General features: G+C 66.6%; 19 protein-coding genes. 7 read left to right on the top strand and 12 right to left on the bottom strand.

What is annotated here, in order from left to right; genetic code table 11:
* Positions 1–2: 2 nt before the first annotated feature.
* From ACZ9BC_RS02555 to ACZ9BC_RS02545, 3 genes are all read right to left on the bottom strand, one after another.
* Positions 3–1,529, bottom strand: a complete 1,527-nt coding sequence (locus ACZ9BC_RS02555) for a carboxyl transferase domain-containing protein (RefSeq protein WP_476244595.1) — start codon at positions 1,527–1,529, stop codon at positions 3–5.
* A gap of 1 nt (position 1,530) precedes the next feature.
* The gene (locus ACZ9BC_RS02550) at positions 1,531–2,757 is read right to left on the bottom strand and encodes a CaiB/BaiF CoA transferase family protein (protein WP_476244594.1); all 1,227 of its coding nucleotides are present in this window, start codon (positions 2,755–2,757) and stop codon (positions 1,531–1,533) included.
* A 67-nt stretch (positions 2,758–2,824) separates the two neighbouring features.
* Positions 2,825–4,189, bottom strand: a complete 1,365-nt coding sequence (locus ACZ9BC_RS02545; protein ID WP_079596896.1) for an SLC13 family permease — start codon at positions 4,187–4,189, stop codon at positions 2,825–2,827.
* Positions 4,190–4,321: 132 nt separating this feature from the next.
* Between ACZ9BC_RS02545 and ACZ9BC_RS02540 the strand changes: the two genes are divergently transcribed.
* Both ACZ9BC_RS02540 and ACZ9BC_RS02535 read left to right on the top strand, forming a co-directional pair.
* Positions 4,322–5,020 (top strand): FadR/GntR family transcriptional regulator, encoded by a 699-nt coding sequence (locus ACZ9BC_RS02540; RefSeq protein ID WP_476244593.1) that lies wholly within the window; start codon positions 4,322–4,324, stop codon positions 5,018–5,020.
* Between the two features lie 210 nt (positions 5,021–5,230).
* On the top strand, positions 5,231–6,682 hold the full coding sequence (locus ACZ9BC_RS02535; RefSeq protein WP_476244592.1) for a purine-cytosine permease family protein: 1,452 nt from the start codon (positions 5,231–5,233) through the stop codon (positions 6,680–6,682).
* Positions 6,683–6,756: 74 nt separating this feature from the next.
* Here the strand turns inward: ACZ9BC_RS02535 and ACZ9BC_RS02530 are convergent, their stop codons facing one another.
* Both ACZ9BC_RS02530 and ACZ9BC_RS02525 read right to left on the bottom strand, forming a co-directional pair.
* Entirely contained in the window at positions 6,757–7,326 is a 570-nt protein-coding gene (locus ACZ9BC_RS02530; RefSeq protein ID WP_476244591.1) for a DUF4190 domain-containing protein, read from the bottom strand.
* 57 nt (positions 7,327–7,383) lie between these two features.
* Positions 7,384–7,980 carry a LysE/ArgO family amino acid transporter gene (locus ACZ9BC_RS02525; protein ID WP_476244590.1) on the bottom strand — a complete coding sequence of 199 codons (597 nt, stop codon included), beginning with the start codon at positions 7,978–7,980 and terminating at the stop codon, positions 7,384–7,386.
* Between the two features lie 69 nt (positions 7,981–8,049).
* On the opposite strand from ACZ9BC_RS02525, the gene ACZ9BC_RS02520 reads away from it, so the two are divergent.
* A complete protein-coding gene (locus ACZ9BC_RS02520; RefSeq protein ID WP_476244589.1) occupies positions 8,050–9,009 on the top strand; it encodes a LysR family transcriptional regulator ArgP in 960 nt (319 codons plus the stop codon).
* Here the strand turns inward: ACZ9BC_RS02520 and ACZ9BC_RS02515 are convergent.
* Positions 8,969–9,898 carry an NERD domain-containing protein gene (locus tag ACZ9BC_RS02515; protein ID WP_476244588.1) on the bottom strand — a complete coding sequence of 310 codons (930 nt, stop codon included), beginning with the start codon at positions 9,896–9,898 and terminating at the stop codon, positions 8,969–8,971. The genes ACZ9BC_RS02520 and ACZ9BC_RS02515 overlap by 41 nt on opposite strands.
* A gap of 251 nt (positions 9,899–10,149) precedes the next feature.
* On the opposite strand from ACZ9BC_RS02515, the gene pgm reads away from it, so the two are divergent.
* Complete coding sequence (gene pgm, locus ACZ9BC_RS02510) at positions 10,150–11,802, top strand: phosphoglucomutase (alpha-D-glucose-1,6-bisphosphate-dependent) (RefSeq protein ID WP_476244587.1); 1,653 nt, start codon at positions 10,150–10,152, stop codon at positions 11,800–11,802.
* On the opposite strand, the gene ACZ9BC_RS02505 is transcribed toward pgm, so the two are convergent.
* Both ACZ9BC_RS02505 and ACZ9BC_RS02500 read right to left on the bottom strand, forming a co-directional pair.
* Positions 11,799–12,314 carry a 2'-5' RNA ligase family protein gene (locus ACZ9BC_RS02505; protein WP_476244586.1) on the bottom strand — a complete coding sequence of 172 codons (516 nt, stop codon included), beginning with the start codon at positions 12,312–12,314 and terminating at the stop codon, positions 11,799–11,801. The genes pgm and ACZ9BC_RS02505 overlap by 4 nt on opposite strands.
* Positions 12,315–12,504: 190 nt before the next feature.
* Positions 12,505–13,110, bottom strand: coding sequence for a malonic semialdehyde reductase (locus tag ACZ9BC_RS02500; RefSeq protein ID WP_476244585.1), 606 nt, complete (start codon positions 13,108–13,110; stop codon positions 12,505–12,507).
* Positions 13,111–13,297: 187 nt separating this feature from the next.
* On the opposite strand from ACZ9BC_RS02500, the gene ACZ9BC_RS02495 reads away from it, so the two are divergent.
* Positions 13,298–14,650 (top strand): uracil-xanthine permease family protein, encoded by a 1,353-nt coding sequence (locus ACZ9BC_RS02495; RefSeq protein ID WP_476244584.1) that lies wholly within the window; start codon positions 13,298–13,300, stop codon positions 14,648–14,650.
* A gap of 33 nt (positions 14,651–14,683) precedes the next feature.
* On the opposite strand, the gene ACZ9BC_RS02490 is transcribed toward ACZ9BC_RS02495, so the two are convergent.
* From ACZ9BC_RS02490 to ACZ9BC_RS02475, 4 genes are all read right to left on the bottom strand, one after another.
* Positions 14,684–15,607: an SGNH/GDSL hydrolase family protein gene (locus tag ACZ9BC_RS02490; RefSeq protein WP_476244583.1), complete on the bottom strand. Its 924-nt coding sequence runs from the start codon at positions 15,605–15,607 to the stop codon at positions 14,684–14,686.
* Positions 15,604–16,527, bottom strand: a complete 924-nt coding sequence (locus ACZ9BC_RS02485) for a GAF and ANTAR domain-containing protein (RefSeq protein ID WP_476244582.1) — start codon at positions 16,525–16,527, stop codon at positions 15,604–15,606. Before ACZ9BC_RS02485 ends, ACZ9BC_RS02490 begins: the two co-directional genes overlap by 4 nt.
* A gap of 102 nt (positions 16,528–16,629) precedes the next feature.
* Positions 16,630–16,905, bottom strand: a complete 276-nt coding sequence (locus ACZ9BC_RS02480; protein WP_476244581.1) for a hypothetical protein — start codon at positions 16,903–16,905, stop codon at positions 16,630–16,632.
* 151 nt (positions 16,906–17,056) lie between these two features.
* Complete coding sequence (locus tag ACZ9BC_RS02475) at positions 17,057–17,737, bottom strand: GntR family transcriptional regulator (RefSeq protein ID WP_476244580.1); 681 nt, start codon at positions 17,735–17,737, stop codon at positions 17,057–17,059.
* 122 nt (positions 17,738–17,859) lie between these two features.
* On the opposite strand from ACZ9BC_RS02475, the gene purU reads away from it, so the two are divergent.
* Entirely contained in the window at positions 17,860–18,765 is a 906-nt protein-coding gene (purU, locus tag ACZ9BC_RS02470) for a formyltetrahydrofolate deformylase (protein ID WP_476244579.1), read from the top strand.
* 53 nt (positions 18,766–18,818) lie between these two features.
* On the top strand, positions 18,819–21,311 hold the full coding sequence (locus tag ACZ9BC_RS02465; protein ID WP_476244578.1) for a GcvT family protein: 2,493 nt from the start codon (positions 18,819–18,821) through the stop codon (positions 21,309–21,311).
* Positions 21,312–21,314: the final 3 nt, after the last annotated feature.

Raw genomic sequence — 21,314 nt, 5'->3', positions numbered from 1 at the left:
GCTCAGAAGCTCCCGAGGGTGCGGTACTTCCCCGCCCGCGCTGCCACCAGCTCGGGAACGGGGATCCCGGCTACGGAACCCAGCTCGTATTCGATGGCGGAGGCCATCCGCCCGCAGAATTCACGGGGCTCCAGCGAGGCGTCGTCGCGTTCATCCACGATGTGGTCCACCAGGCCGTGGGCGTACAGCGACGCAACGTTCACGCCCTGTGCCTGGGCCATGGCAGGGGCAAAGGCCGTGGTCCGGTGGACAATCGCGCTGGCGCCCTCGGGAGGCAGCGGGGACAGCCAGCTGTGCTGGGCGGCGATGGTCCTGTCCGCGGGCAGCAGCGCCAGCGCCCCTCCCCCGGCCCCCTGGCCGAGCAGCACCGAGACCGACGGCGATTCCAGGCCGATCAGCTCGTGCAGCGAGCGTGCGATTTCGCCTGCAAGCCCGCCTTCTTCTGCTTCCTGTGAGAGGGCCGCGCCTGCGGTGTCGATGACTGTGAGCAGCGGCAGCCGAAGTTCCTCCGCGAGTTTCATGCCGCGCCGCGCCTCCCGCAGGGAGCCTGGCCCCATCCCGGCAGCGTCCTTCCGCAGCGGGCGGGCGTGCCCCAGGACGATGCAGGACTGGCTGCCGAAGCGGGCCAGGGCCAGCAGGAGCCCGGGGTCCTTTTCCCCTTGCCCGGTTCCGTTCAGGGGCAGGGCATCGGTGGCACCGTATTTGAGGAGCTGGCGCAGGTCGGGCCGCCGGGGCCGGCGGGAGATTTCGATCGACGTCCAGGCGTCCACGGGTGCGGGCCGGACGGCCAGGGTGGGCGGCGCGCCAGGCTGGTCAGCCGGCTGGGAGGACGGGTCCTGGCGGGGCGTCAGGATATCCAGCGCCCTGCCCACCAGGTCGGCCAGGTGGCCGGGTTCCACCACGCCGTCGATCAGCCCCTTGTTGAACAGGTTCTCCGCCACCTGCACGTTGTCCGGGAACGCTTCCCCATGCAGCGCCTCATAGACCCGGGGGCCCAGGAACCCCAGCAGCGCGCCGGGCTCGGCCACGTTGATGTGCCCCAGGGATCCCCACGAGGCCATCACCCCGCCGGTGGTGGGGTGGCGGAGGTAGACCAGGTAGGGCAGGCCTGCCTGCCGGTGCGCCCGGACCGCGCCGGTGATCTTGACCATGGACAGGAACGCGAGTGTTCCTTCCTGCATGCGTGTGCCGCCGGACGCGGGTCCGGCCAGCAGCGGCAGCCCTTCGGCGGTGGCGCGCTCCACGGCGGCCACGATGCGTTCCGCTGCCGCGTGGCCGATGGATCCCGCCAGGAAGGAGAATTCACTGACGATGACCGCCACACGACGGCCGCGGATGAGGCCGTCGCCGGTGATGACGGATTCGTCGGTGCCGCTGCGTTCCCTCGCCTTGGCCAGGTCCCGGGCGTAGTCGTCGGACAGCGCCGGCTCCTGCGCCGGTGTGTCCCAGGAGATGAAGGAGCCCTCGTCCACCACAATGTCCAGCAGTTCCGCGGCGCTGAGGTGCCGCACCTTTTCGGTCGTGGGCATGCTATTTCACCCCGGCGGTGGCGGCAGTTGCATCGGCAGGGACAAGGCCCAGCCACTGCCGGATGGATTCGCCGTCGGCGTCCAGCAGCGGCGGGGCCGCATGCTCGGTGACCGTGGTTTCCGCGGTGTCGCCAGGTGCGAAGAACCGCAGCGGGGGGCCGGGCAGACTGACTTTGCCCAGCAGCGGGTGGTCAACATCCACCACCAGGCCCTGGGACGCCACCTGCTCCCAGGCGTACACCTCGTCCAGCGAGCGGACCTTCCCGGCCGGGATCCCGGCGTCGTTAAGCTTTTGCAGCAGTTCCGCGGCGCCGTAGCCGGCAAAGACGCGTTCGACGGCGGCAATCACCCCGGCGCGGTTCCGCACCCTTTCAGCGTTGCTGGCAAAGCCGGGGGTGGCGGGGTCCAGGCCGAAGGCGGCCGCGAAGGAGGCCCACAGCTTTTCGCTGCCGACACTGATCTGGACGCTGCCGTCCTTGCACGCGAACAGGCCGTAGGGGGCGATGGACGGATGGTGGTTGCCCTGCGCCTGCGGCACTTCCCCGGCCACGGTGGTGCGGGTGCCCTGGAAGGCGTGGACCCCGATCAGGGATGCCAACAACGAGGTGCGCACCACCTGGCCGTGGCCGGTCCGGTCGCGTTCAACCAGCGCCGCCAGTACCCCGAACGCGCCGTTCATCCCTGCCAGCAGGTCGGCGATGGGGACGCCCACGCGCTGCGGATCGTCCGGACCGGACCCGGTGAGGGACATCAGGCCCGCCTCTCCCTGGAGGATCTGGTCGTACCCGCTGCGCTGCGAGTCGGGACCGTCGTGGCCGAACCCCGTGATGGACAGGATCACCAGCCGCGGGTTGAGTTCGTGCATGGCCGCGGTCGAGAAGCCCAGCCGGTCCATGACGCCGGGGCGGAAGTTCTCGATCACCACATCAGCCCGCTCCAGGAGCCCGCGCAGCACGGCCTGGCCGTCCCCGCTCTTGAGGTCCAGGCTGATGGATTCCTTGTTCCGGTTGCAGGACATGAAATAGGTGGACTGCAGGTCGTCCTCGGGTCCTACGAAGGGCGGACCCCAGCCGCGGGTGTCGTCACCGGTTCCGGGGTTCTCCACCTTGATGACGCGGGCGCCCAAATCAGCCAGCATCATGCCGGCATGCGGTCCGGCCAGCGCCCGGCTCAGGTCAACGACCGTGTGCCCGGCCAGGGGGCCTTGGGGATTGTCAGCTCTGCTCATGTGCTGGTTCCTTTTCTGAATATGGGATGGGGCCGTGGATGCCGGCCGGTGCGGGGGCTTGGGGCGGCTACAGCCAGCCGGGGACCACGAGCGCCAGCCAGGCCAGGGCGGGGCCGGCCACGATCACGATGCCGCTGTAGCCGAGGATCTGCTTGTAGAACCGGTCCTTGTCCACGCCCTCGGGCGCGTTGGCCAGGACCAGGGCGCCGTTGGTGGAGAACGGCGAGACGTCCACGATGGTGGCCGCAACTGCCAGCGCGCAGATCACGCCGACGGCACCAATTTCACCGGTGGACAGGAACGGCACCGCGAGCGGGATAAGTGCGGCCAGGATTGCGGTGGAGGAGGCGAAGGCGGAGACCACGGCACCGATGTAGCAGATGAGGAGGGCCGCGAGGAGGGGCATGCCCATGCCGGCCACGCCGTTGGAGACGAACTCGATGGTTCCGGCTTCCTCCAGCACCCCGACGAATGTCAGCATGCCGCAGATCAGCAGCACCGTGGACCAGCTGATCTTGTTGATGGCACCCTTCTGGGCGGCAGGAGAGACCAGGGCCAGCACGATGGCGATGGTGATGGAGACAAACCCGACGTCAACCTTGAACCCGAGGGCGACGACGGCCAGGGCGATCAGGCCGCCGATGGTCACCAGCTGCGGGATCCGCTGGGACCGTTCCTTGGTGGCGGCCACGCCGTCGCCTGCCGGGTCGCGGGGGCCGTACATGCCGGAGCCGAAGCCCTTGAAGGCAACGTCGCCGGCCTTGGCTCCGACGCTGACGGCCATCCGCGCTTCGGCGGCCTGTTCCACGAAGTGGCTCATCTTGGAGGACAGGAGCGCCCGCCCGCCCAGGACCACAAAGAGCACCAGGGCGATGATGATGTTGAAGACCAGGCTGGACAGGAACAGCGCGGTGGGGCTGAAGGCCAGGTCGGTTTTGGCCAGGATGCCGTTAACGGTGACGCCGTACACGGCGATGGGCGAGAAGCCGCCGGCCTGGGCGCCGTGGATGACCATCATGCCCATCAGCAATGGGCTGATCTTGTACTTCCCGGCGAAGCTGAGGGCGATGGGGGCGATGATTGCGACGGCGGCGGGAGACAGTGCGCCAACGGCGGTGATGACTGCGGTGATGGCGAACATCACCCAGGGGATCAGGGCCACCCGGCTTCCCACGAGCTTGACGGCACCGCGCACCAGAAGGTCGATGGTTCCGTTGTTCTGGGCGATGGCGAACAGGTACGTGACGCCGACGATGGTCAGGAAGAGGCCGCCGGGGAAGTTGGCCAGGATGTCGTTGGTGGACATGCCCAGCACCACGGTGCCGAGCAGGAAGGCGCCAACGAAGGCGAGTGCGCCCATGTTCAGGGGCAGGACGGTGGCAAGCAGGAACATCGCCGCCAGGATGATGATCGACAAGACAGGAGCGGACATCGTTGGTCCTCCATTGGGGAAGAAATGTGACGTGAGTAACTGGCTCACTGGACTAGCCTCCTAGACAGTGAGTCTATCTGTCAATAGCTGCCCCCTGTACTCTTGAAGGAACGACGACGGAGCGAGGGCTTTGTGGAAAAGACATCACGGCTTGGACTGGAGCGGGTGACGCGTCCGCGGCTGTACGAACAGCTGGTGGAGCAGATCCTTGCCTATATCGAGTCAGCCCAGCTGGGGCCGGGCGACCTCCTGCCTGCCGAGCGGGACCTCGCCGAGCGGCTTGGGGTGTCCCGCGCCACCCTGGCCCAGGCCCTGGTGGCCCTTGAGGTCCTGGGCGTTATCGATGTGCAGCACGGCACGGGCGCGGTCCTTGCGCGCCGTCCGAGCGTTGCATCCGTCATCAAAGGATTGCGTGAGCACCGGAGCCGGCTGCCGGAGATCGTGGAGGCGCGCAGCACCCTGGAGGTCAAACTGGCTGCGCTCGCAGCGGCCCGCCGCACCGACGACGACTTGAAGGCGATCGACGAGGCCCTGGACGTCATGGCCAGGGAGATCAGCGACGGCGACCGCGGCACCCATGGCGACGAACTCTTCCATCAGGCCATCACGGCTGCGGCCCATTCCTCGGTGCTGGCCCAGCTCATGGCGTTTATCGCGGAGATGATCCTGGAAACACGCATGGAATCGCTGGGCCAGCCGGGCCGGCCCGAGCAGTCCCTTGCCTCGCACCGCAAGATCGCCGATGCCATCCGGGCGCAGGATGCGGAAGGGGCAGCAGAGGCCATGCTGGCCCACATCGAGCTCGTTTCGGATGTGGAGCTGCTCCGCTAGACGGCGTCCCTCGAGGCGAGAGCACAACTCCCCGTCAAACGGTCATTTCCCCTTGGAACGCGCGGGGGAATAGCGCATCCGGAGGGGAATTTTGCGCCGACACGCCGGGCTGTCTGGAGCACCGGACAGCCGGAGGCAATTTCCTGTTCTTATCGGGCCGCAAACCCAGTGTGATGGAACCTACGTTTTATCACCCAAGGAGTTTTGGCCATGGCCGCAGGAAGTACAGCCGTAGAGGCACGTTCGATCGAAATGATTCCGCCCGGCGAGCGCCACGGCAGCCCGCGTGGGCAGTTCACGCTCTGGTTTGGCGCCAATGCGCAGATCACGGCCATCGTGGACGGCGCGCTGGCAGTAGTGTTTGGCGCGGACGCGTTCTGGGCAATAGTCGGCCTGCTGGTGGGCAATGTGGTGGGCGGTGCAGTGATGGCGCTGCACTCGGCGCAGGGCCCCAGGCTGGGCCTTCCGCAGATGATTTCCAGCCGGGCGCAGTTCGGCGTCTACGGGGCGGTGATCCCGCTGGTGCTGGTCATCCTGATGTACATCGGATTCGCGTCGACGGGCACCGTCCTTTCAGGCCAGGCGATCAACCTGATGCTCGGGGTGGAGGCGCCCGCCGTCGGAATCCTGATCTTCGGCGCGGCCACCGCGCTGCTGGCCATCCTCGGCTACAAGTACATCCATGCCCTGGGCCGGATCGCCACGGTAGTGGGACTGGCCGGGTTCCTGTACCTGACGGTGGCGGTCTTCACGAAGTTCGACGTGACGCAGGTGATGATGGTCAAAGGCTTCGAATGGCCCACGTTCCTGACCGCGATCGCCCTCGGCGCCGGCTGGCAGCTGACCTTCGGCCCCTACGTCGCCGACTACTCCCGCTACCTGCCGGCCAGCACGTCCGAGCGGAAGACCTTTTGGTACACCTTCGCCGGATCGGTGGGCGGCGCGCAGTGGGCCATGACCTTGGGCGCGATCGCCGGCGGCCTCTCCGCAGCCAAGCTGGGCGGTGACTTCCTGAAAAACCAGGTGGGCTACATGGGCGACCTTGCCGGCGGCGGGCTGATCGCCGTCTTCATTTACCTGATGATCGTCACCGGCAAACTCACGGTCAACTGCCTCAACGCGTACGGGGCCTTCATGTGCGGCGTCACCATCAGCACCGCCGTCAACCGCCGCGACTCGGTGTCCAAAACACTGCGGATCGTGTTCATTGTTGCGGTGATCAGCGCCAGCGTCCTCATCGCCCTCTTCGCCAGCAAGGATTTCCTGAACCTCTTCAAGAACTTTGTCCTGCTGCTGCTGATGGTGTTCACGCCCTGGTCGGTGATCAACCTCGTGGACTACTACAAGATCTCCCGCGACCGCCTGGACATCCCGGCGCTGTACAACCCGGACGGACGGTACGGCCGCTGGAACGCGGCTGCGCTGGTCTCGTACGGAGTCGGCGTCGTAATCCAGATCCCGTTCCTGGCGCAGGCGCTGTACACCGGTCCCGTCACCAAGTTGCTGGGCGGCGCGGACATCTCCTGGCTGGTGGGGATCGTGGTCACGCTGGCCATCTACTACCCCTGGGCCAAGGCCACCAACCGGGCACCCGCGGAGTCCATCTACCCGCCCGGTCCGGCGGAGGACAGGGTTCCGCTGGCAGCCGCGAGCAAAGCCTAAAAGCCAAATGCCCTATCACCTCTGGTCCCTAAAACCGCATCTTAGGGACCATACGTGATAGGGCATCCCGGGGGTTAGAAGGTGTTCGTCGACGTGGTGCCGGCGTATGCCAGACCGATGACGAGCAGCAGCCAAAAGGCGCCGTAGCCGAGCAGGCACAGGTAGCCCAGGACCAGGCCGGTGATGGACATGCCCTTGCCGGACGGTTCCCGCTTGAGCGCCATGTGGCCCGTGATGATCGCCGCGATCTGCGGCAGGAGCAGCCAGCCCATGATCACGGAGGCGATGCCGCACACCATGCTGGCGATGCTCAGGGTTTTTGGCTCGGCCGGCATCCCGTAGTAGGCGGGCTGTCCGTACGGGCTGGCGGGCTGCCCATACGGTGCCTGCTGCGGATAAGCGCCGGCCGGCTGTCCGTACGGATTCCCGCCGTACTGATCACTACCGTAGTGATTTTCGGGGTATTGATTGCCGGGGTACTGGCTGCCCGGGTACTGGCTCCCGCCCTGGTTCTGCGCTTCCGAGCCGTAAGGCGGCACGAAGCGGGGCGGTTCATAGCCCGACGGCGGCACGTTGGGTTGCGGGTCTGCGCCCGGGTAGTCAGGCCCCGGATATTCAGGGCGCCGGGCAGGCTGGTCAGTCAAGGTTTCCCCCTAGGATTTTGATTCCCAGCCTACCGCCGAACCGTCCTCCGGAACCCGTCAGTGCACTACAAGCCTGATGGCGAGCACCAGCATCAACACCCCGATGGCCAGGTCCACCCAGCGCCAGGTCCGCGGGCTGCCGAGGACCCCCGCCAGCCTCCGCGCCCCATACCCCAGGGCGGAGAACCAGAGCACACTGCCGGTGACGGCGCCGCCTGCGAAGATCCACCGCGTACCGGAGCCCTGCTGGTTGGCCAGGCTGCCCAGCAGCACCACCGTATCCAGGTAGACGTGGGGGTTCAGGAAGGTCAAGGCGACCGCAGTGGCAACCACCGAGTGCTTCGATCGCGGAGGCTGCTCGGTCAGCGACGAGGGCTTCAACGCCGCCATGAAGGACCGGACCGCAAACCACAGCAGGTAGGCAGCCCCGCCCCAGCGCAGCACCTCCAGGGCCTCCGGAAAACGCGTGACCAGGGCACCGATGCCGGCAGTGCCGCCAAGAATCAGCAATGCATCGCCCGCCATGCACACGGCCACGACAGCACCCACATGTTCCCGCCGGATTCCCTGGCGGAGCACAAAGGCGTTCTGCGCCCCGATCGCGACGATCAGCGCGAGGCCGGTCAGAAGTCCCGTTATCCCTACAGTCCACATGCTTCGACGCTAAAGGGACCGTATGATGAAGACAAATAACAGATTCTACTGTTCCATTAGAATTTCTTCATGAACTTCGAGCACCTGAAGGCACTGACCGCGGTGGTTGACGAGGGGACTTTCGAGGCTGCAGCGGACGCGCTGCGGATCACCCCGTCCGCCGTGAGCCAGCGGATCAAGGCCTTGGAAGCCTCGGTGGGCCAGGTCCTGGTGCGCCGCCGGGTGCCGTGCACGGCCACTGACGCCGGCATGCTTTTGCTCCGCATGGCCCGCCAGGTGCAGGTGCTCGAGGCCGAGGCATCGAACGCCCTGGGCAGCGGCGGGTCGTCCCGGACCCACCTGCCATTGGCCGTCAATGCGGATTCGCTGGCCACCTGGTTCGTTCCGGTTTTGGCAGAGGCCGCCGAATGGGATGACACCACCATCGACCTCCATGTCGAGGACCAGGGATACAGCAGCCAGCTCCTGCGGGAAGGGGAAGTGATGGGCGCAGTGACCTCGGATCCCGTTCCGGTGAGCGGCTGCCGGGTAGAGCTGCTGGGGCATATGCGCTACATCCCGGTGGCCGCCGCCGGACTGCGGGGCCGGTTCACCACTCCGCAGGGCCTGGACTGGGCGGCCATGCCCGTGCTGAAGTTCAACGCCAAGGACAACCTCCAGCGCCAGCTGCTCGATGCCAAAGGTATCGGCCAGCCGCCGCCCACGCACACCGTTCCATCCTCCGAAGGATTCCTCGCCGCTGCCAGGGCCGGGCTGGGGTGGGGAATGATCCCCGAGTTGCAGCTCACCGGAGAGATCGCCGAAGGGTCCCTGGTCCGCCTGGAGGACAGCCATGAGGACGTAGCCCTCTACTGGCAGTCCTGGACCCTGGACTCCGAAGGACTCAACCGCCTCACGACCACCGTCCGGCAGGCCAGCAGCAAACTGCTGGTTCCGGCCCGCTCCCGGCTTGGCAGGGAACAGCTGCGGCCACGTACCGGCCGTGGGGCTAGTACCCCCAGTACGGCAGGATATAAACGGCGAAAATGACGAACGCGGCGAGCAGCGCGAGGCGTCCCGCACCGGCTCCCGCGTGCTGGTGGGCCTTAACGTTCCGGTCCTGCCGCACCCCGGCTGCCTTAAGGTGGCGGCCCGCCGGATGCCGGGCAGAGCTCCCGCCCCTGTTCGTGGTGTGCTTGCCCACCGCGAGGGTGGGGCCACCTTGGGAAAGGGAATCCTGAGCCGTTGCCTGTTCAGTGTCAGCGCCCTTGCCCGCTGGCCCACGTGGCGGGAGGGCCCCTGTTGGGTGGACCACGGTTCCTGGCCGGACGTTCCGGAAGGCCGTGATCCCCGGCTCCTGCTCATGCGTGAGCTCCTGGCCCAGGTGCTCGTACAGTCCCACCACGGCCTGCTGGTCCAGAACGGGCGGCAACGACTCGATGGCCCCCACCAAACGCTGGGATCCCGCGACGGCGACGTCGGAGCTGGTGATGCCGAAGAGGTCCGGCTGCGCGGCCATGCAGATGAGGGGGCGGACCAGCCTGCGATGCGGCGGGTCAACCACCGAGGCCACCGCGGCGCACTGGGCCAGCGCGCCTTCCACCGCCTGGGTGCGGGCGTAGCGTCCCTGCCACAGCACCCCGGAGGCAACGCGCACTTCGCCGGTCCAGTTTTTGGCGTCCACCACCACAACCCCGCCAGGCCCCACCAGGACGTGGTCAAGGTTCGCCTTCGGGCGCCCGGGCCAGTGCACGTCGTGCAGCACGTACCAGCCGCGCGGAACCAGTTCGCTCAGCTTGTCCGCCACTACCTGTCCGCCCGCGGCCCCTGCATCCCACGCCTTTGTGGCATGCTCGGCCTGGTCGAGCCGGCGCTTGAGCCTGGCAACCCTCTCAGCGGCCAGCCTGGACTGCTCGGCTGCTCCGTCTCCTGCCCCCATGGCCGTCCCTGCTTCCCTGCCGGAGGGACGAGGGCGGCAGGCCGCCGTCGTCCATTGCTTACGGATGTTTTTCCCGGTTTTTTCGAACGTAACAGTGCCGGCAGGCCCCGGTATATAAGTACTTTGCGGGGCCTGTACTCAGGTCGGCTACTTGGTTAACGTCCCACCGGTTCATGACGCGGCGCCGTCACAGGTGCCCGGATTCCGGGCGGTTCGTTTTGACTCCCGCGAGGTTCTGGCATGCTGGTGCCATGGCTAGCCGCGCGGGTACAGTTGCCCAACCCCAGGACCTTGTTGACATTACTGCGCTCCTTGACGCGTATTACGACCTCACCCCGGACCTGGGTGATCCAGGCCAGCGGGTGGTGTTCGGTACCTCGGGCCACCGCGGCTCCAGCCTCAAGGCATCCTTCAACGAGAAACACATCATCGCCATCACCCAGGCCATCGTTGAATACCGGGCGGCGCAGGGCGTCACCGGGCCGCTGTTCCTGGCCAAGGACACGCACGCGCTGAGCGAGCCGGCACAGAACTCCGCACTGGAGGTGCTTGCCGCCAACGGTGTCCAGGTCCTCATCGATGCCCGCCACGGCTACACCCCCACCCCGGCCCTGAGCCACGCGATCCTCACCTATAACCGCAACGCCGGACCCGGAGCTCCGCAGGCGGACGGCATCGTGGTCACTCCCAGCCACAACCCGCCGGCTGACGGCGGCTTCAAGTACAACCCCCCGCACGGCGGACCCGCCGATTCCGACGCCACCGGCTGGATCGCCAACCGCGCGAACGAGCTGCTCGAGAATGACCTGCGCGGCGTGAAGCGTGTCCAGCTGGCCGATGCGCTGGCCGCGGACACCACCGGCAAGTTCGATTTCCTCAGCAGCTACGTGGACGACCTTCCCTCCGTCCTGAACCTGGACGCCATCCGCGACGCCGGCGTACGGATCGGGGCCGACCCCATGGGCGGCGCAGCGGTGGACTACTGGGGCGAGATCGGCGAGCGCCACCACCTGAACCTCACGGTGGTGAACCCCACGGTGGATCCGCAGTGGGCGTTCATGACCCTGGACTGGGACGAGAAGATCCGGATGGACTGCTCGTCGCCCGCGGCCATGGCGTCGCTGATCAAGCGGATGTCCGACGGCGGGTCCGCCTTTGATGTGGCCACCGGCAACGACGCCGACGCGGACCGCCACGGCATCGTCACCCCCGACGGCGGGCTGATGAACCCGAACCACTACCTCGCCGTCGCCATTGACTACCTCTACCGGAACCGCAGCGGCTGGAACCCCGCCTCGGTGGTGGGCAAGACCCTGGTGTCCTCCTCGATCATCGACCGCGTGGCCGAAAGCCTGGGGCGCAAACTGGTGGAGGTGCCGGTCGGCTTCAAGTGGTTCGTGCCCGGACTGCTCTCCGGCGAGGGTGCCTTTGGCGGCGAGGAATCCGCCGGCGCCTCCTTCAACAAGAAGGACGGCAGCGTGTGGACCACGGACAAGGACGGCATCCTGCTGGCGCTGCTCGCCTCGGAGATCACGGCTGTGACGGGCAAGTCCCCTTCACAGCTGTACAAGGGCCTGACCGACCAGTTCGGCGCCCCCGTTTACGCACGCATTGATGCAGCAGCCACGCGTGAGCAGAAGGCGGCACTCGGCAAGCTCTCGCCGTCGGACGTTACCGCCACTGAACTGGCCGGCGAGGCCATCACCGCCAAGCTCACCGAGGCACCCGGCAACGGCGCGTCCATCGGCGGGCTCAAGGTGGTCACCGAGAACGCCTGGTTCGCGGCGCGCCCGTCCGGCACCGAGGACGTGTACAAGATCTACGCAGAGTCCTTCAAGGGCGAGGAGCACCTCAAGCAGGTCCAGGCCGAGGCCAAGGCGCTGGTGGACGGCGTCATCGCCTAACCGGCCTCCGGTTCCCGGCTCCACAGCCGGAGCACGCGCCGGATGGTGTGGTCACCATCCGGCGCCATGTCCACCAAGGCGATCCGGTCAAGCACGACGGCGTCTCCGGGGCGAAGGCGCTTTACTCCCGCTCCTGCCGCACCGTGGTGCGACACGTGCGGGCGGTAGCCGGAGAGCGTGTGGCGCGGGGTAAGGATGGCGGCGCCCAGGTCCGTGACCGCATGGACGAGCTGCTCGTGCAGTGCCTGCAGGGAGGGGTGCGGTTCCACCAGGCTGACAGGCACGGTCCCGTTCCTGCCGAAGGCCGCGTCCTCCCCCACTGTCAGGCCGGCACCGAGGGCCTCGGATGCGTGCGGGCCGGCCTGTTCTGCCAGGCGGACGGCGACGTCGGCACTGTCCGGAGAGCCGACGTCGAACCTCACCAAAGTGATGTGCAGCGGCCACGCGGACCGCAGGAACACCTGGCCTTCAGCCACCGGCTCGACGAACGCCACGAAGATGAGGTTCCGCATCTGCCCAGTCTCCCACCGCACTGCCCTGCTCCGCCCCTCACACGCCCCAACGCTCTCTCACCTTTCGCGCCTTAAATGCAGACGCTCTCTCACCTTTCGCGCCTTAACTGCAGACGCTCTCTCACCCCCGTGAACCGGGGTGAGAGAGCGTCTGCCAAAAAGGTGCAGAAAGTGAGAGAGCGTCCGGGGGTTAGACGGTGCGGACGACGTCCTCGTAAGCGAACTTGGGCTTGGCTTCGCCCCAGGCGTCCTCGGCCGGCTGGCCGATGTTGACCACCAGGAAACTCTTCTGGTCGCCGGCCGGGAAGAAGGCCTCGTCGATGGCACCGAAGTCGGCGCCGGTCATCGGGCCGGCCGCGAAGCCGAGCGAGCGGACAGCCAGGATAAAGTAGCCGGCCTGCAGGTGGGCGTTGTTGTTGCCCGTGGCCTCGGCGAGTTCAGGGTTGGCGTCGTACATGGCCTTGGGCGCGTTGTAGCCGGGGAGGAAGTTGTCCCACTGGCCGGCCCAGTCGGTGTCGTAGCTGAGGATGGCCACCAACGGGGCGGACGCGGTCTTGGCGCGGTTGCCGGGCATCAGGGCGTCCACGAGCTTGGCGCGGGCCTCATCTGAGCGGACGTAGGTGACGCGCAGCGGCTGGGAGTTGAAGGCGGTGGGGCCGAACTTGGTGAGTTCGTAGATGGCCCGGGCCTGCTCTTCGGTCACTTCCCCCTGGAAGGAGTTGGCGGTGCGGGCCTGGGCGAAAATGGCGTCGACGGCGGCCGGATCGATAACCGCTTCTTCGTGTGCAATGGTCATTGGCATACCTTTCGCTGCGCCGCCCCGCCTGCCGGAGTGGCCTCTCTGCTGTCCATAGTTGCAACTTCAAGTTCTGCCGTCCTCTTCCCGTGACGGTACGTGACCTTCGGCACAGCCCGGCCGGGCGGTATTCTGGTGGCAGTTCATCTACGCCATCGGCGGCAACCCCCTTTGAAAGGCCCAGCCCATGAGCATGCTCGGAATCAAGTGGAAGCTGCACGGCACCGGCAAATCCATCAAACCCGGCCACGTGGTGGCACCTGACGAGCGGCTTGCCTGGCCGCTGACCATCGGCGTGGGCATGCAGCACGTGGTGGCCATGTTCGGCGCAACGTTCCTGGTGCCCATCATCACCGGAATGCCGCCGGCCACCACGCTGTTCTTCTCCGGCATCGGCACCCTGCTGTTCCTGGTGATCACCAAAGGCCGCGTGCCCAGCTACCTCGGCTCCAGCTTCGCGTTCATCGCCCCCATCATGGCGTCCCAGCAGCAGTTCGGCGTGCCCGGCGCCCTGGGCGGAGTGGTGCTGGCCGGCGCGGCGCTGGCCCTCGTTGGCGCCATCGTGCAGAAGTTCGGCGCAGGCTGGATCAACCGCCTCATGCCGCCCATCGTCACCGGTGCCATCGTGGCGCTCATCGGCCTTAACCTTGCCCCCGCCGCGAAACAGAACTTCGACGCCGCGCCCGTCACCGCCGTCGTCACCCTCGCCACCATCATCCTGGTCAGCGTCCTGTTCCGCGGGATCCTGGGCCGGCTCAGCATCCTGGTGGGCGTGGTGGTTGGATACCTCGTGGCCATGCTCCGCGGCGAAGTGAGCTACGAGAAGATGGAGTCCGCCGCCTGGGTGGGCCTTCCGCAGTTCCAGACCCCCGAGTTCCACATCGGCGTCCTGGGCCTGTTCGTGCCGGTGGTCCTGGTGCTGGTGGCCGAGAACATTGGCCACGTGAAATCAGTGGCAGCCATGACCGGCCAAAACCTCGACGGCGTCTCCGGACGCGCACTGATGGCCGACGGCGCCGCAACAGTCCTCGCCGGCTTCGGCGGCGGCTCGGGAACCACCACCTACGCGGAAAACATCGGCGTTATGGCGGCCACCAAGGTCTACTCGACGGCGGCCTACTGGGTGGCCGGCATCTTCGCCATCCTGCTGAGCTTCTCCCCCAAGTTCGGCGAACTCATCGCCACCGTCCCGCCGGGCGTCCTGGGCGGCGCGGCCACCATGCTGTACGGCATGATCGGGATCCTGGGCGTGAAAATCTGGGTCCAGAACAAGGTGAACTTTTCGAACCCCGTGAACCTGACCACGGCAGCCGTGGCCCTGATTATCGGCATCGCGGACTACACCTGGACCATCGGCGAACTCACCTTTACCGGCATCGCGCTGGGCTCGGCCGCGGCATTGGTGATCTACCACGGAATGAAGGTCATCGCGAAGGCCCGGGGCACTGTGGCTGAGCCCGAGTCCGAACAGGCAGGCCTGCCGCCGGCAGCCAAGGCCGCCTTGAACGCGGCCGCCAAGCGGGCACCGAAGAAGCGCTAGCGTTTACACTGGCAGGCTGCGGGGCGACCACGGTCAGGCCACCTCGTCAGACTCCTCCCCTTCCACGTTGCGGTCGACGGCGGCGCCTTTCGCGGCGCTGCGCCCGGCCGGGTGGCCCGGGGGAAACGGACCCGGGCGGCCCAGGCCGAAGATGGGCCCGGGCTGTGGGCGCTTCGCCACCAGGGAATCATCAGCGGCATGGGGGTGCAGGCGCCGCAGCACCCAGGGAAGGAAATACTGCCGCGCCCAGATCAGGTCCTCCGCCCGGGCCTGGGTCCAGCCCTGGGCCGGCAGCGGCCGGGGCTGGAGGGGCTTGAGTGTGTGCGGAACACCCAGCGCGTTGAGCGTGGCAACTGCTACGGCATGGTGGCCCAGCGGCGAAAGGTGCAGCCGGTCCCGGTCCCACATCCTGCCGTCCTGCAGCTCCGGCAGGCACCATAGGTCCACCATGATGGCGTGGTGCCGCAGGCCGATCCTGTGAAGGTGCTCGTTGTAGATGGCCACCCTTCCGCGGATTTGGCTGAACACGGGAATATCGCCCCAGTCCGGCCCCGCGAAAAGGAGGACTGTGGCGCCGGTTCCGGTCACCAGGCCCACCGCCTCATCCATCTTTTCCGCGAGCTTGTCCGGATCGCCGAGCCGGAAGATTACGTCGTTTCCACCCCCGGACATGCCAATCAGGTCCGGCTTCAGGGCCAGCGCGGGAGCCAGCTGGCGGTCCAGGATCTGCCCCAGCAGCATGCCCCGCACGGCAAGGTTGGCGTACGCAAAGTCCGGCTGCCCGTCGCTCAGCTCTTCCGCCACCCGGTCCGCCCAGCCGCGGAGGCCGCCCTGGCTGCGCGGTTCGGGGTCTCCCACGCCCTCGGTGTAGGAATCGCCGATCACCACGAAGCGGTGCCAGGGATGCCGTTCCCCTGCCCCGCTGCCGGCCCGCAGCTCCTGCTCTTCCATAGTCATGCCGTCCTCCTTCGTGGACGTGACGGCGGGCGCTGCTTCTTTGCGGCCCCCGCCCCAGGTGGCATCTGTGGCTGTTGATCCAGCTCTGCCGGCGCAGGCAGGCGCCAGTCGGCCCCGCCGTCGGGCATGTCCTGCTGCGGCTGTGGAGGCTCTGCGGTGGGCCCGCCTGCCAGGGGCAGGTCCATTGCGGGCCCGCCCATTCCCGTTGCTGCTCCGGGCACAACCACGTTCAACGCCGCGTCCCGCAGGTCCAGTTCATGGTGCAACGCCTGCGTCTGCAGGAACCGGAGGGCACCCTCCCGGCTGAGGCCGTACTCGTTCATCAGGCTGCGCACGGCCAGGTCCACCAGCACCAGCGAGCTCTGCACCACGGCGATTCCCGCCGTCGCTTCTGCCCGCGCAGCCACCCTGACCACCACGCGCAGGGCGCGGGCCACCTGCTGCACGTAGGTCCGGCTCCGCACGAGGTCGTCACTGCTGAACGTGTGGGGCTCGGATGCGTAAAGGTTGATGGCCGCGCTCGCCCCGCCTTCGGAGACGATGGGCGCGGACAGGAGCGACTGGACGCCGTGGCCCGCGGCCGCACTGGAGTACCCGGGCCAGCGCCTGTCCCGGCTGAGGTCGGAGAGCAGGACGAATTCGCCCGTCCGCAGCGCCTCCATGACCGGACCGTCGGCGAAGGAGCACTGTTCCCTGTCCGCCTCGCGCGCCTGGTCGGTACTGGCGGCAAGCGTGTGCGCCTTACCCAGGCGGAAGAGGGTGGCCGCCCAGCTGATGCCGCGGCTTTCACCCTTGATGTCCGTCATGAAGTCACGGGTGACTTCCCAGAGGTAGGTCTCGACGTCCTTGCTGTCGAATACCGGCTCCGGTGGCATTGGAAGAGGTCCCCAGCCAACCTGCCCCGAGGGTTCAGCGGCCATACTCCATGCCTTGCTTGAAGCGCTTCGGCCTACTGCAAAACCTTGTTCTAAGAATACGTCTCCCAGCCACGATGGCGGGAGCCCGGCGGGGCTTTGGCTGCGTCAGACCCACACCTGGTAGCCGGTGGACTTGTCGAAGAGCCGGCGGGTACTGATGCCCGCACCGGCTATCCACAAAACCGAATCGTCTTCCGCGGCCTGGTCAACCACCCCGGTAGTGACATGCTCGCCCAGCAGCCACACTTCAACGGTGTGGCCGGTCAGGCGCGCCCAGTCACCGCGCATTCCACGACCGTTCTGGCTGCCGGACCTGCCCTTCTTCGTCCTGGCGATGCTGCCGCCTGCGGGAACCGTGTCTGCGGATGCGCCTGGTTTCATGTTTTCCTCCACGGGCCTGGCGCCGGGCTTCATATTCCTGGGCACCATTCGAGCTGATATTTCATTGATATATCAAAGTCAGCTCAAGTATGGTGCAGGTCACATTTCCTGTCAATGAAGCCTCAAACCCGGAGCGCGCAGGCGGCAGACCCTAGACGCTGAAAAGCGCCTCCCGGACCGCATGCTCGAATCCACTCACGTGCACCCGCGCCAGGTCGGCAGCCCTGGCTTCGTCGCCCTCGATGATGGCGCGGAGCAGGTCCAGATGTTCGTGCACATGGAGGGAAAGATCCGGAAGGCGGTCGATGACCATGCACCAGATCCTGGTGGCCAGGTTGTCATAGCGGATGAGGATGTCCTCAAGGTGGGGATTAGCGGCTGCCGCGTAGATGCCTTGGTGGACGCGGGCGTCCAGCCTCAGCGTTTCAGTCACCGAGGCGGCCCCGGCATCAAAGGCCTCAACATCCTTGAGGATGGCCCGCAGCTGGGCCCTGACGGCTTCAGTTGCCACCCGCGCAGCGCGCGAGGCCGCAAGGGGCTCAAGCTGGGCCCGTATTTCCGAAATGAACGAAAGATCCGTGACGTCCACACGCGTGGCGAACGTGCCGCGCCGTGGGTAGGTGACCACCAGGCGGTCCAGCTCCAGCCGCTTCAGGGCTTCCCGGATGGGCGTGCGGCCCACGCCAAGGGCTTTGGCAAGAGAGTCGTCATTGAGCAGCTCGCCGGGCTTGATCTCCAGCATCAGGAGCCGGTCGCGGATGCTCTCGTAGGCAACATCCGCCAGGGACTTCCTGCTGACATCGTCAGCCACCGCCAAAGTTTCAAACGCCACGCTAGGACCCCTTCCTCGGGCCAGAAATGACTATTGACCTCACTCATGGACCAGTATACGCTGATCTCCAACCTAATATATCAGTCCGATACACAGGGATATATCTTGAAGGAGGAGGGGACATGACCCTCATGCAAACAGAGTCGTCAGCTGCTGTACTTGCGGCACCGGTCCAGGAGCAGGCGCAGAAATTCGTGCTCACACTGTCGTGCCGCGAGCGCGCCGGGATCGTCCAGGCCGTAACCACCTTCCTGTTCGAGCGGGGCTTCAACATCGACGAACACCAGCAGTTCGACGACAGCCTGCGTGAGACCCTGCACCTGCGCACCGCGTTCTCAGGTTCCCCCGACTACACCCCGGACATGCTCGAAGAAGAGTTCCGTTCCATCGCCGACCGTTTCGACATGAAGTTCAGCTTCCACGACCAGACCAAACAGCGCGTGCTGGTAATGGTGTCCAAGTTCGGCCACTGCCTGAACGACCTCATCTTCCGCTGGCGCGGCGGCACCTTGGGCGGTGACCTGGTCCTGGTGGTTTCCAACCACGAGACCCACCGCGCCATGGCGGAAGCAGCCGGGCTGCCGTTCATCCACATCCCCGTGGCGGCGGACACCAAGGCCGACGCCGAGCGCCGGCTCCTGGACCTGGTGGAGGAGTACAACGTGGACCTGGTGGTCCTGGCCCGGTACATGCAGGTGCTTTCCAACGACCTGTGCCGGTCACTGGAAGGCCGCGCCATCAACATCCACCACTCCTTCCTCCCCGGCTTCAAGGGCGCCCGCCCCTACCACCAGGCCTATGACCGCGGCGTCAAGCTGGTGGGCGCCACCGCCCACTACGTCACCGCAGACCTGGATGAGGGACCCATCATCGAGCAGGAAGTGATCCGCGTGGACCACAGCTATGGTCCGACGTCCCTGTCCACGGTAGGGCAGGATGCGGAAGCACTCGCCCTGTCCCGCGCTGTTCGGTGGCACTGCCAGCACCGGGTGCTGCTGGACCAGACCAGCACTGTGGTGTTCCGGTAACCGGCCGCGCCCCCTCACCAGACTTAGACACGAACAGCAGCAGGAGCAACCACATGGAATCGTCGCCACGCATTGTCATCATCGGAGCCGGCATCGTCGGCACCAACCTCGCCGATGAACTCGTCACCAGGGGCTGGAACAACATCACGGTCCTGGACCAGGGCCCGCTCAACATGCCGGGCGGGTCAACCTCCCACGCCCCCGGCCTGGTCTTCCAGACCAACCCGTCCAAGTCCATGGCACTGTTCGCCAAGTACACGGTGGAAAAGCTGCTGTCCCTGACCGAGGACGGCGTCAGCTGCTTCAACCAGGTGGGCGGCCTGGAAGTCGCCACCACGGAGACGCGCCTTGCCGACCTTAAGCGCAAGCTCGGGTACGCACAATCGTGGGGCATCGACGGCAAGATCCTCTCCCGTGAGGAGTGCAAGGAGCTCTACCCGCTGATCAATGAGGAAGACATCCTGGGTGGCCTCCACGTCCCCACCGATGGCCTGGCACTTGCAGCCCGCGCCGTGCAGCTGCTGATCAAGCGCACCGAAGCCGCAGGCGTGAAGTACATCGGCAACACCGAGGTGACCGGCATCGAGCAGGCAAACCGCCGCGTGACCGGTGTCGAGACCTCCGACGGCGTGATCCCCGCGGACATCGTGGTTTCCTGCGCCGGCTTCTGGGGCGCCAAGGTGGGCGAGCTCATCGGGATGTCCGTTCCACTCCTCCCGCTGGCACACCAGTACGTCAAGACCACCCCGGTACCTGCCCAGAAGGGCAAGAACGAACTGCCCAACGGCGCCCAGCTGCCCATCCTGCGCCACCAGGACCAGGACCTCTACTACCGCGAACACGGTGACCGGTACGGCATCGGCTCCTACGCCCACCGCCCCATGCCCGTGGACCTCGACGAGCTTGGCAGCTTCAAGCCGAACGAGATCAGCGAACACAACATGCCGTCCCGGCTGGATTTCACGCTGGAGGACTTCCTGCCCGCGTGGGAGGCCACCAAGCAGCTGTTGCCTGCCCTGCGCGAGAGTGAGATTGAGGATGGCTTCAACGGCATCTTCTCCTTCACCCCCGACGGCGGCTCGCTGGTGGGCGAATCCAAGGAACTGGACGGCTTCTTCGTGGCCGAGGCAGTGTGGGTGACGCACTCCGCAGGCATCGCCCGTGCCGTGGCCGAACTCCTCGTGGAGGGCAAGTCCCGGATCGACCTGGGCGATTGTGACATCCACCGGTTCGAGGACGTGCAGCTCACCCCCGAATACGTCAGCGAGACCTCGCAGCAGAACTTCGTGGAAATCTACGACGTCCTGCACCCCCTGCAGCCCAAGCTCTCCCCCCGCAACCTGCGGGTCAGCCCGTTCCACGCCCGTCACAAGCAGCTGGGCGGGTTCTTCCTGGAGGGCGGCGGCTGGGAGCGCCCCTACTGGTTCGAAGCCAATGCAGACCTCCTCAAGGAGATGCCCGCCGACTGGCAGCCGCCCGCCAGGGACGCCTGGTCCGGTATGTTCAGCTCGCCCATCGCAGCCGCCGAAGCGTGGAAGACCCGTACCGCCGTCGCCATGTACGACATGACCCCGCTCAAGCGCCTCGAGGTTTCCGGCCCCGGAGCCCAGAAGCTGCTGCAGGAACTGACCACCGCGGACATGTCCAAGAAGCCCGGCGCCGTCACCTACACACTCCTGCTGGACCACGCAGGCGGCATCCGCAGTGACATCACCGTGGCCCGCCTGAGCGAAGACACCTTCCAGCTCGGAGCGAACGGAAACATCGACACCGCCTACTTCGAGCGTGCAGCCCGGCACCAGACCGAAAACGGCACGGCCAGCGACTGGGTCCAGGTCCGCGACACCACCGGCGGTACCTGCTGCATCGGCCTCTGGGGCCCGCTCGCACGCGAGGTGGTAGGCGCGGTCAGCAGCGACGACTTCTCCAACGACGGGCTGAAATACTTCCGGTCCAAGAATGTGGTCATCGGCGGCGTGCCGGTCACCGCCATGCGCTTGTCCTACGTTGGCGAACTGGGCTGGGAGCTCTACACCAGCGCAGACAACGGCCAGCGCCTCTGGGACGCGCTCTGGAAAGCCGGGCAGCCCTTCGGCATAATTGCAGCCGGCCGGGCATCCTTCAGCTCCCTCCGCCTGGAAAAGGGCTACCGTTCCTGGGGCACCGACATGACCACCGAACACGACCCCCTTGAAGCCGGCCTGGGATTCGCCGTCAAGATGGCCAAGGACAACTTCGTCGGAAAGGCAGCCCTGGAAGGCCGCACCGAGGAGAACTCCGCCCGGCGCCTGCGGTGCCTCACGGTCGACGACGGCCGGTCCATCGTGCTGGGCAAGGAACCTGTGTTCTACAAGGACCAGGCCGTCGGCTACGTGACGAGCGCCGCGTACGGCTACACCGTGCGCAAACCGATCGCCTACGCCTACCTCCCAAGCGCCGTGTCAGTAGGCGACTCCGTGGAGATTGAGTACTTCGGACGGCGCATTGTTGCCACCGTCACCCAGGATCCGCTGTACGACCCCACCATGACCCGGCTCCGCGGCTAAGCC

The sequence above is a fragment of the Pseudarthrobacter sp. TE3704 genome (assembly GCF_056279405.1).
This window is presented reverse-complemented; position numbering and strand designations above follow the sequence as displayed.

Bases quoted from the DNA above. Each gene is read 5' to 3' on its own strand.
- ACZ9BC_RS02555 (WP_476244595.1), bottom strand. From the start codon at position 1,529: ATGCCCACGACCGAAAAGGTGCGGCACCTCAGCGCCGCGGAACTGCTG.
- ACZ9BC_RS02550 (WP_476244594.1), bottom strand. From the start codon at position 2,757: ATGAGCAGAGCTGACAATCCCCAAGGCCCCCTGGCCGGGCACACGGTC.
- ACZ9BC_RS02545 (WP_079596896.1), bottom strand. From the start codon at position 4,189: ATGTCCGCTCCTGTCTTGTCGATCATCATCCTGGCGGCGATGTTCCTG.
- ACZ9BC_RS02535 (WP_476244592.1), top strand. From the start codon at position 5,231: ATGGCCGCAGGAAGTACAGCCGTAGAGGCACGTTCGATCGAAATGATT.
- ACZ9BC_RS02525 (WP_476244590.1), bottom strand. From the start codon at position 7,980: ATGTGGACTGTAGGGATAACGGGACTTCTGACCGGCCTCGCGCTGATC.
- ACZ9BC_RS02520 (WP_476244589.1), top strand. From the start codon at position 8,050: ATGAACTTCGAGCACCTGAAGGCACTGACCGCGGTGGTTGACGAGGGG.
- ACZ9BC_RS02515 (WP_476244588.1), bottom strand. From the start codon at position 9,898: ATGGGGGCAGGAGACGGAGCAGCCGAGCAGTCCAGGCTGGCCGCTGAG.
- pgm (WP_476244587.1), top strand. From the start codon at position 10,150: ATGGCTAGCCGCGCGGGTACAGTTGCCCAACCCCAGGACCTTGTTGAC.
- ACZ9BC_RS02505 (WP_476244586.1), bottom strand. From the start codon at position 12,314: ATGCGGAACCTCATCTTCGTGGCGTTCGTCGAGCCGGTGGCTGAAGGC.
- ACZ9BC_RS02500 (WP_476244585.1), bottom strand. From the start codon at position 13,110: ATGACCATTGCACACGAAGAAGCGGTTATCGATCCGGCCGCCGTCGAC.
- ACZ9BC_RS02495 (WP_476244584.1), top strand. From the start codon at position 13,298: ATGAGCATGCTCGGAATCAAGTGGAAGCTGCACGGCACCGGCAAATCC.
- ACZ9BC_RS02490 (WP_476244583.1), bottom strand. From the start codon at position 15,607: ATGACTATGGAAGAGCAGGAGCTGCGGGCCGGCAGCGGGGCAGGGGAA.
- ACZ9BC_RS02485 (WP_476244582.1), bottom strand. From the start codon at position 16,527: ATGGCCGCTGAACCCTCGGGGCAGGTTGGCTGGGGACCTCTTCCAATG.
- ACZ9BC_RS02480 (WP_476244581.1), bottom strand. From the start codon at position 16,905: ATGAAACCAGGCGCATCCGCAGACACGGTTCCCGCAGGCGGCAGCATC.
- purU (WP_476244579.1), top strand. From the start codon at position 17,860: ATGACCCTCATGCAAACAGAGTCGTCAGCTGCTGTACTTGCGGCACCG.
- ACZ9BC_RS02465 (WP_476244578.1), top strand. From the start codon at position 18,819: ATGGAATCGTCGCCACGCATTGTCATCATCGGAGCCGGCATCGTCGGC.